General features: G+C 30.2%; 11 protein-coding genes and 3 pseudogenes. All 14 read right to left on the bottom strand.

What is annotated here, in order from left to right:
* Window positions 1–406 (bottom strand): NAD(P)/FAD-dependent oxidoreductase (locus HGPT_RS03330; RefSeq protein WP_019138458.1); only part of this gene is annotated, 406 nt, incomplete at its 3' end.
* A complete protein-coding gene (gene mnmM / locus HGPT_RS03335) occupies window positions 403–957 on the bottom strand; it encodes a tRNA 5-(aminomethyl)-2-thiouridylate-methyltransferase MnmM (RefSeq protein ID WP_019138459.1) in 555 nt (184 codons plus the stop codon). The genes HGPT_RS03330 and mnmM, both read right to left, overlap by 4 nt.
* Entirely contained in the window at window positions 954–1,661 is a 708-nt protein-coding gene (locus HGPT_RS03340; RefSeq protein WP_019138460.1) for a pseudouridine synthase, read from the bottom strand. Before HGPT_RS03340 ends, mnmM begins: the two co-directional genes overlap by 4 nt.
* Window positions 1,658–2,184: pseudogene (scpB, locus tag HGPT_RS10595) on the bottom strand (SMC-Scp complex subunit ScpB). The gene HGPT_RS03340 and the pseudogene scpB overlap by 4 nt, the downstream one beginning before the upstream one ends.
* On the bottom strand, window positions 2,153–2,899 hold the full coding sequence (locus HGPT_RS03350; protein WP_019138461.1) for a segregation and condensation protein A: 747 nt from the start codon (window positions 2,897–2,899) through the stop codon (window positions 2,153–2,155). The pseudogene scpB and the gene HGPT_RS03350 overlap by 32 nt, the downstream one beginning before the upstream one ends.
* On the bottom strand, window positions 2,878–3,510 hold the full coding sequence (locus HGPT_RS03355) for a site-2 protease family protein (RefSeq protein WP_019138462.1): 633 nt from the start codon (window positions 3,508–3,510) through the stop codon (window positions 2,878–2,880). The genes HGPT_RS03350 and HGPT_RS03355 overlap by 22 nt, the downstream gene beginning before the upstream one ends.
* A gap of 1 nt (window position 3,511) precedes the next feature.
* Window positions 3,512–4,814 (bottom strand): annotated as a pseudogene (locus HGPT_RS03360) (thymidine phosphorylase).
* On the bottom strand, window positions 4,814–5,614 hold the full coding sequence (locus tag HGPT_RS03365; protein WP_019138463.1) for a purine-nucleoside phosphorylase: 801 nt from the start codon (window positions 5,612–5,614) through the stop codon (window positions 4,814–4,816). The pseudogene HGPT_RS03360 and the gene HGPT_RS03365 overlap by 1 nt, the downstream one beginning before the upstream one ends.
* Window positions 5,607–6,158 carry an NUDIX hydrolase gene (locus HGPT_RS03370; protein WP_019138464.1) on the bottom strand — a complete coding sequence of 184 codons (552 nt, stop codon included), beginning with the start codon at window positions 6,156–6,158 and terminating at the stop codon, window positions 5,607–5,609. The genes HGPT_RS03365 and HGPT_RS03370 overlap by 8 nt, the downstream gene beginning before the upstream one ends.
* Window positions 6,159–7,820 carry a DNA repair protein RecN gene (recN, locus tag HGPT_RS03375; protein WP_019138465.1) on the bottom strand — a complete coding sequence of 554 codons (1,662 nt, stop codon included), beginning with the start codon at window positions 7,818–7,820 and terminating at the stop codon, window positions 6,159–6,161. It lies immediately after the preceding gene.
* Between the two features lie 7 nt (window positions 7,821–7,827).
* On the bottom strand, window positions 7,828–8,628 hold the full coding sequence (locus tag HGPT_RS03380) for a TlyA family RNA methyltransferase (RefSeq protein WP_019138466.1): 801 nt from the start codon (window positions 8,626–8,628) through the stop codon (window positions 7,828–7,830).
* On the bottom strand, window positions 8,628–9,485 hold the full coding sequence (locus tag HGPT_RS03385; protein ID WP_019138467.1) for a polyprenyl synthetase family protein: 858 nt from the start codon (window positions 9,483–9,485) through the stop codon (window positions 8,628–8,630). Before HGPT_RS03385 ends, HGPT_RS03380 begins: the two co-directional genes overlap by 1 nt.
* Window positions 9,469–9,693, bottom strand: a complete 225-nt coding sequence (gene xseB / locus HGPT_RS03390; protein ID WP_019138468.1) for an exodeoxyribonuclease VII small subunit — start codon at window positions 9,691–9,693, stop codon at window positions 9,469–9,471. Before xseB ends, HGPT_RS03385 begins: the two co-directional genes overlap by 17 nt.
* Window positions 9,694–9,886, bottom strand: a pseudogene (locus HGPT_RS08990) (exodeoxyribonuclease VII large subunit); the annotation flags it as partial.

Below are 9,886 nucleotides of genomic sequence, written 5' to 3' on the forward strand. Positions count from 1 at the left end.
CTTTTTCTATGGATCTAACTTCAGTATTTAATTTTATGTCAATTCCAAGTTCTTTTAATTTTTTCTCATAGACTTTTATTACGTCTGAAGATTTGTCACTTGCTGGAAAAACTCTATTTCCCCTCTCAACTTTAAGAGGAAGCCCTAATTCTTCAAAATAATAATAAGTTGTAAAAGGTGATAGAGAATAAATAGAGGAATACATAAAAGATTTATTATTTACAATATTTTTTAAAAAATCTTTTTCATCTGTGTAATTTGTTAAATTACATCTTCCCTTTCCAGTTATAAATAATTTTTTTCCTAGTTTTTCATTTTTTTCAAAGAGGACAACGTCGTGTTTTTCTCCTGCTTTTATGGCACACATCATGCCAGCAGGTCCTCCACCAATTATTCCTATCTTCATTTTAAAACCTTCTTTTCAATTAAATAGACAATTGGAGGATTATGAGCTTGGTTGTAAAATTCTCTCTTTTCAACTTTAAATTTCTTTTGGTCCAAACTTTTTAAAAATTCGTCAACTCCTTCTCTTTCTTCTAAAGAGTTAACATGTCCAAGATAAGAAACCACAATAATAATTCCAGCTTCATTGATTTTATCTGTTGCTTTTTTTAAGGATTTTAAAGTGGAATCTCTTAGGGTTGTAACTTTTTTATCAGAACCTGGTAAGAATCCAAGATTATAAATCGCAAGATCAAAGCTCTCTATCCTGTCAATATTTTCATGAGAGTCTAAAAAGAGTTTAAAGTTTTTATAATCTTTTAACAATTCTTTTGTCTTTTCTATTGCTTCTTCTTGAATATCAAAGCCATAAACAAAACCACTTTCTCCAACAGCTTTTAAAAGCTTTAAAGTGTCATTTCCCTTGCCAAGAGTACAATCGACGGCAATTTTTCCTAAAAAATTATGAGATAGGACCTCATCCACTACCTCAAAATATTTTTCCTTTACTATCATTTTAATCCCTTTAGATATTTTACTTCTTTTTCATTGAGGTATCTATAATTTCCAACTTCTAAGTCTAGAAGTTCAATTTGACCCATGGAAATCCTCTTTAATTTTTTTACCTTGTGACCAACATAGTCAAACATTCTCTTCACTTGATGATTTTGTCCTTCAAAAATTTCAATCTCTAGGATTGAATCTTGTTTAAAAGATTTTAAAATTTTTACATTTGCAGGAGAAGTTTTTAAATCTCTAATGTCTAGTCCCTCTCTCAATAGTGAAAGTTCATGTGCATTTGGCCTTCCTTCTACTGTCACAATATATTTTTTTCCAATTTTATATCTTGGATGCATCATAATATTAGCTAGTTCACCATCATTTGTTAAAAGAACCAAACCGCTTGTATCTATGTCAAGTCTTCCCACAGGATAAACTCTGTAATCATCTGGTACAAGATCTGTTACAGTTTGTCTATCCTTTTCATCATTGGCACTTGTGACAACGCCAATAGGTTTATTCAAAATCATATAAACTTTTTTAGCCTCTAAAGTAAGTCTTTTCCCATTTAGATAAACTCTATCAACATTAGGATCGATTTTAGTGCCAAGTTCTGTTACTATTTTATCATTTACTTTAACAAGTCCATCTTGAATAAATTCCTCGCACTTTCTTCTCGATGCAGCCCCACAATGAGCCATGTATTTTTGTAATCTCAATTAGATTCCTCCTCTAATTCTTTAAGGTCTGGTAGTTCTTCCAAGTTTTCCATTCCAAATTTTTGTAAAAATTTTTCAGTTGTGGAATATAAGTTAGGGTGACCAATCCTATCTAGCTTTCCAGAAATTTCTATTAAGTTAAAATCCAGAAGCCCCTTTATTGTTGAGTCGCAATTAACTCCTCTTAATTCCTCAACCTCAAGTTTTGTAACTGGTTGTTTATAGGCAATTATAGAAAGAGTTTCAAGAGCAGGCTTTGAAAGGTTTTTTTCATTTTTTCTTTAATTAAATTCTTTAAATAAGGTTCATTTTCTTGTTTTGTTCCAAGTTGAAATTTACCATCAACTTCTCTAAGTCTAAGACCTGAAGTTTCATTTTTATAATTTTCTTTCATCTCTAATAAAATCTCTCTAGTATAGTCACGTCTCAGTTCTAGAGTGCTTGCCAAATCATCTATACTTATTGGATCACCCCAAATAAAAAGAATTGATTCAATTATTGATTTCAGTCTGTTCCTGTCCATTATATTCTCTCTCTTTAATTAAAATATCTGCAAAATTATCACTTTGATTTGCATAAATATATTCATTCTTAATAAGTTCTAACATTCCCAAAAAATATGTGATTACATCAACTTTATAAACAATATCCACTAATAAATCGCTAAATTTAATATTTTTATTTTTGTGAAGAGCAAGTTTTATCTTTCTAGTAGCATCTTCAACTTTAAAGTATTCTCTCTCAATGCCAACAACTTCCTTATCCTTATACCTCTTTAAAATATTAAAAAATGCAAGGGAGAGTTTATCAACATTTGAATCCTTTAAAAAGTCCATTTCACTCATAGAAAAAATTTCTGTCCTAAGTTTGTAAAAAGACTTGGATTCATACTCTTCTTGAATTTTTAAAATTTCCGAAGCTTCTTTATATTTTTTATATTCCAAAAGGCTCTCAACTAAATCTTGTCTAGGATCTTCTTCCACTTCGCCCTCTTCATCAAGGGCTTCTTTTTTTGGAAGGAGCATTTTTGATTTTATTTCTAATAAAGTTGATGCCATTAAAATAAAATCTGAAGTTAGAGTTAAATTTAGCTTTTTCATATTTTCAATATATTCTAAAAATTCTTCAGTAATTTTAAAAATTGGTATGTCATAAATATCTATTTCATTTTCTTTTATTAAATCTAAAAGAAGATCCATTGGACCTTCATAAGTTTTTAAAACAATATTGTATTCCATAAATTAATTCCCACTGAAATAATTCCATTAATTATTCCATAAATAATAGGTCCAATAAATTTATCAACTATTCCAGAAAAAAGCATAATAACTAAAATAAAGTAAAAATATTTTTCGTACTTATAAAATTTATATTCTATTTCTTCTGGCAAAAGTGTAGCCAAAACCTTGGAACCATCTAGAGGTGGCAAGGGTACAAGATTAAAAACACCAAGCATAATATTGTACCAAAAAATTGATGAAAATAATGGCACTAGAGCTGATGATTTATAATTTAAATAAACTAAAATTATTCCTGAAATAAATCCAAGAACAAAATTTGTAAAAACTCCGGCAAGAGATACTAAAAGAGAAGAAACTTTTCTATTTCCCTTAAATCTATAGGGATTAATTGGAACAGCCTTAGCCCATCCAAATCTAAAAATAATCATGGAAATTAAACCCACTGGGTCAATATGATTTAGTGGATTTAAACTAAGCCTTCCATCATCTTTTGCAGTTGTATCTCCACAGAGATATGCTACATAACCGTGAGCTATCTCGTGAGGAATAATCGCCACCATTAGGGCAATTATATTAATTATAATTGATCCTATTTCTAAGTTTTTCATCTCAATCAATCTCTTCTAAAACTAGTGCATAAGATTCTTTTTTATCAGAAAAAGTATAGGCGTTTTTAATTCTTTCAATAGCAGATTCAACTTCATTTTCTTTTTCAGTATAAATTGTGGCAAGTTTTTCTCCTTTTTCCACAAAGTCTCCAACTTTTTTGTGAAGATAAATTCCTGCACTTAAATCTAGAACATCGCCCTTTTCATGTCTTCCTGCACCTAAATCTCTTGATGCAATTCCAATTTCTATTGCTTCAATTGATTTTACATAAGCTGATTCTTCTGCATAAATATCTTTTATTATTGAAGTATTTTTTAAATTTATCTGTATCATCAATATAAGTTTTATCTCCACTTTGAAGTTCTACCATTTCCTTGAATTTTTCAATTGCAGATCCATCTTTAATCTTATCTTCAAGAGTCTTAACTGCCTCTTCTTCTGAATTTGCAATTCCTTCCATTAACATTAGTTTTGCACCAATTCTCAAGGCTATATCTTTAAGATGACCTTCCTTTTCTCCTTTTAGGATATTTATAGCTTCAATAACTTCAAGACTATTTCCTATTGCATCTCCAAGAGGTTCATTCATACTTGTAATAATAGCTTTTGTATTTCTGCCAAATTTTTTGCCAAGTTCTACCATTAACTTAGAAAGTTCTACAGCTGATGGCACATCTTTCATAAAAGCACCATTTCCAACTTTTACATCAAGTACTAGGGCATCTGTTCCAAGGGCAATTTTCTTCGAAAGTATAGATGATGCAATTAGACTTACATTATCTACAGTAGCTGTTGCATCTCTTAGGGCATATAAAAGTTTATCAGCAGGCACAATGTTTTCTGTTTGCCCAATTACTGCTATATTTGATTTTTTTAAAATTTCTATAAAATCTTTTCCGCTAATATTTATATCAAATCCTGGAATTGATTCTAACTTGTCAAGGGTTCCACCAGTGTGTCCTAGTCCTCTTCCACTCATTTTTGCAAAGACAAGTCCCACTGAAGCCAGCAAAGGTCCAAGGACTAAAGTAACAGTATCTCCAACTCCACCTGTTGAATGTTTGTCAACTTTAGATCCAGGAACTCCTGATAAATCAACTGTTTCTCCAGAATCAATCATAGCTTTTGTAAGATAATAAGTTTCATCTAAATTTAATTTATTAAAATAAACTGCCATTAAAAAGGCTGAAACTTGATAATCAGGAATTTCTCCCTTTACATAATTTTCTATAAAAAATTCTATTTCTTCTTGACTTAAAACTTTATTTTCTTTTTTCTTTTGTATAATATCTAAAAAATTCATCAAATTTCCTCAATGATTTCCATTAATAATTCTTTAAACTTGCCAGCCACTTCTTTTCCCACTTCAACAACTTCTGTGTGATCAAGTGGAGTGTCTAATATTCCAGTAGACATATTAGTTATTGTTGAAATACCTAAAATTTTAAGTCCCCTATGTCTTGCAAGAATTGCTTCTGGAACTGTGCTCATTCCAACAGCATCTGCCCCTAAAATTCTAGCCATTCTAACTTCAGCAGCAGTTTCATAAGATGGACCAGTAAAATACATATAAACACCTTTTTTTACATTAATCCCAAGTTTTTTTGCAGAGTTTTCTGCCACTTCAACAAGTTCCTTATTATATAAATCTGTCATATCTGGAAATCTCGGCCCAACTTTTTCATCATTAGGTCCAATTAGAGGATTCTTACCCATTAAATTAATGTGGTCACTTATAATCATTAAATCAGCTGGTTCAAATTCTTCATTAACTCCACCAGCAGCATTTGTTAAAATTATTGTCTTTATTCCAAGACCTGCCAAAACTTCAATAGGATAAACCACGTCTTTTATATCATAACCTTCGTAATAATGAATTCTTCCCTTCATTACACATACATTTTTAGAATCTATTTTTCCAAAAATTAATTTTCCATCATGTCCCTTTACAGTAGAAACTGGAAAACCAGGTATTTCCTTATAAGGAATTTCTATTTTATCTTCAATTGTGTCTGCGAAATCTCCCAAACCTGAACCAAGTACTATTCCAATTTCCGGCTCGTTTTTAATTTTTTCTTTTATATAATTAATTGATTTATCCATTATTCCTCCTAAAGTTCTTGTAATATAAGATTGCAGCAAGACTCTTTGCATCATTTATTTCACCTAAACTCACAAGTTTTAGTGCTTCTTCAAATTTTACTTTTTCTACAGAAAGATGTTCAAATTCATCAAGGTCTTGATCTCCTAAAGTTAAGTCCTCTGCATAAAAAATAAATAATTTTTCATTTGTAAAACCAGGAGAAGAATAAATTTCTGCAAGATATTCCGATTTATTGGCATCATAACCAGTTTCTTCTTTGAGTTCACGAAGAGCGGCTTTTTGAGGTTCTTCTCCAAAATCTACCATTCCAGCTGGTATTTCATAAATTTCTTTATCTATTGCCTTTCTGTATTGCTTTATTAAAATAATTTCGTCATTTTCAGTTATAGCAACAATGCCAACAGATGGATGTCTTTCAACAATTTCCCTTTTTGTATATTTTTGACCCTCCATCTCAACAGTATCAACTCTAAGTTGCAGAACCTTTCCATCAAATATTTTTGTGGATTTCATAGTTCTCTCTTCATAATTTGATTTTGTCATTTAATCACCAATCATTTCCTTTGCAGTTTCAATTGCAATTTCACTAACATTTATTCCGCCAATTAATCTCGCAACTTCACTAACTCGCTCATCATAATTTAATTTGTCAATTGTAGAAATTGTGCTGTTGTTAACTACATCTTTTTTTATTGCAAAATGAGTATCAGCAAGTGCAACAATTTGTGGTAAGTGAGAAATTACTATAATCTGTCTATCTCTTGCAAGTTCTTTTATCTTGTTGCCTACAATTTGTGCTGTCCTTCCACTTATACCCGTATCTATCTCATCAAACACAAGTGTTGGAATATCATCTTTTTCTGCTATTATGCTCTTAAAACCAAGCATAATTCTTGACATTTCGCCACCAGATGCAACCTTTGCCATAGGCATCAAATCTTGACCAAGGTTTGGAGCAATTAAAAATTCGATTTTGTCAATTCCATCTTTGGAAAGCTCTTTTTCACTTATATCAATTTTAAATTTTGCATCTTTAATATTTAATTTTACAATCTCTTCTTCAACTTTTTTCTCTAAAACTTTTGCAGTGTCTTTTCTATTTTTACTTATTTTTTCTGCAAGAAGAAGAGCTTCCTCTTCCATATTTTTAATTTTATTTTGAAGTTTATTTAAGTTATCTTCATAATTTTGAAGAAAATGAAGTCTCTCACTTATATCACTGTAAAATTTATTTATAGCTTTTACATTGTTTCCGTATTTTAATTTTAAATTATTGACTAAGTCTATCCTCTCTTTTAAGTATAAAAGCTTTTCTTCATCAATTTCACTAGAGTTTACATATCTAACCAGTTCTTTTGCAATATCAGAAATCCTATATCTAATATCCTCTAAATCTTGTTCAACTTCTTTTAGATCTTTGTTGTATTTTGAAACATCAACTATATTTGCAATTATTTTATCGAGGATATCTTCTAAGGAGCTGCTTTCATAAGATTCATTTATAAGAGATTTAGCTTCAGAGAGTTTCACAAGAGTGTCTGTCATATTGTTTAAATAATTGAAATCATCATAAAGTTTTTCGTCATCATAGTCTGTTAAAGCTGCATCTTCAATTTCATGAATTTGATATTCAAGAAGATCAATTTCTCTATCCTTATTTTGCTCAAGCATTGATTTTTCATGATATTCATTTTTTAAATCATTAATTTCTTGAACTACATCTTTTAAATTTAAAAGTAAATTCTTTTGTTCCTTTGCAGAAAAATCATCAATTAATTTTAATTGATTTTTGTTGTCCATTAATGAAATTGACTCATGTTGAGCAAAAATATCGATAAGATGAGTTGAAATCTTTGATAAAATTTGAGATGTAACAGTTCTGTTGTTTATCCTTGTAATTGATGGTCCTTTTTCTCTTATTTCCTTTGATACAACAATTAAATCCCCTGATTCAATCCCATATTCTAATAAGAGATCTTTGGTTTCTTCGTCATAAGAAGAAAAAACTGCTTCGATAAATGCCCTGTCTTTTCCTTTTTTTATAATATCTTTGTTTACCCTTTGACCAAGGACAAGACCAAGAGAGTCTATGATTATTGATTTACCTGAACCAGTTTCTCCTGTCAAAACATTTAGACCAGATTCAAACTCAATTTTCATATTTTCAATTATTGCAAAATTTTCGATATTTAACTCTAAAAGCATATTTCACCTAATCATTTAAATTTTCATAAGCCTTATTTACAACTTCTTTAGCATCAAAAGTTTCAGTGCTTTCGCCATAATTTGACAAATAAATTAAAAATTCTATATTTCCACTTGTTCCTTTAATTGGAGAATTAGTAAGAGCCTTAATATTAAGACCTAGTTCTTCTGTGAGATTAAGGATTTTTTCTATAACCTCAATATGTACTTTTTTATCTCTAACTATTCCACCTTTTCCAACTTTTCCCTTGCCAGCTTCAAATTGTGGCTTTACAAGAGCAACTATTTCTCCTCTTTGACCAAGAATATCTTTTGCAACTGGAAGAACTAATTCAAGAGAAATAAAGGACACATCAATAGAAATAAAAGACACGTCTTCTTCTATAAGGTCCTTGTCAAAATATCTTATATTTGTCCTTTCAAGAGATACAACCCTATCGTCCATCCTAAGTTTATAATCAAGTTGATTGTATCCAACATCAATGGCATAAACTTTTTTTGCTCCATGTTTTAACATACAGTGGGTAAAACCACCAGTAGAAGCTCCTATATCAACACAAACAGAATCTTTTAAATCAATCTCATAATCATCAATCATCTTTTCAAGCTTGTGACCACCACGAGATACAAAAGTATTTTCAAGACCCTTTATATAAATTTTTTCATTATCTTTTAATTGAGTTCCAGGTTTTTCTACTCTTTCTGTTCCAATAAAAACCTTGCCTTCCATTATTAGTCTTTTGGCCTTTTCTCTAGAATCAATTAGTCCCTTTTCAACTAATAATACGTCTGCTCGTTTTTTTGCCATCACTTGCTCCTGTTTACTAATTTTGCTACAAAAGGTTTTAGCGCATTTTGCTTTAATTCTAGACCTTCTAAAGCTTCATAAGCAGCATTAGTTAAGTCAATAATTTCATTTTGAAGATCTTCTTTATCCTTGAATAAAAGCATATTTACTTCTCCACTGTCTGGATCTTTCTCTTCATCTAAAAGATCATCTTCAAGTTGATATGCAATGCCAATAGATTCTCCAAATTTAGAAAGTTTTGTTATATTATCAGCTTCTAAACCAGCAATGATTCCACCTACAACAACTGAAGCCTTAATTAGTGCTCCCGTCTTTAACTTATACATATTTTCGCAATCTTCTTCAGTGTAATCAGCTACATCAAAATCAATATCAATAGTTTGACCACCGATCATCCCATTTACACCAGTGGCACTGTAAATATATTTCATAGCTCTCATTGCACGCTTTAAATCGATTTTATCTTCAATATTTTCAATGTGTCTTAAAAGAATTTCCATTGACATATTTAAAAGACCATCGCCAGCTAAAATAGCTACACCTTCAGTGTAAACCTTGTGATTCGTTGGTTTATCCCTTCTAAAATCATCGTCGTCCATGGCTGGAAGATCATCGTGAATAAGAGAATAAGTATGTATCATTTCAATTGCAGCAGCAAAAGGAAGGATTTTATCCAAATCTTCATCTGAAAATTCACAAAAACTTATAAGAGATAACATTGGTCTAATTCTCTTTCCTCCAGAAAACAAGGAATATTTCATAGAATCAATGACCTTGTGTTGAAGACTGTTGTCGTATTCAAGCAAAGAACTCAAATAATTATTAAATTTTTCTAACAAATTATCTATATCTCTCATCTTTTTTGTCCCCAATAAATTCAGAATTTTCCTCTGCAATAGTTTTTATCTTGCCTTCATAAGCCTTTAAAGTATTATTTAAATACTTATAGAGTTCAATCCCTTTTTCATATTTTTTTATGGAATCTTCAAGACTAATGTCCTTAGACTCAAGTTCCTTTATAATATTTTCAAGCTCTTTAAAAGAACTTTCATAATCTCTTTCCATTTAATCCCTCATTTCCACATTTTGAACTTTGGATTTAACTTTTCCATCTTTAAAAGTCAAAGAAATAACTTCTCCAACATTTGCATCTTTAGCAGAACCTAATTTGCTTCCATCTTCTCTTAAAATTTCAACTTTATTTATTTTGTCAAAGGCAGAGTCCAAACCCATCTTTAGATAATTTAATCTTCTTTTT

It is taken from the genome of Peptoniphilus timonensis JC401 (assembly GCF_000312025.1).
GTDB lineage: Bacteria > Bacillota > Clostridia > Tissierellales > Peptoniphilaceae > Peptoniphilus_A > Peptoniphilus_A timonensis.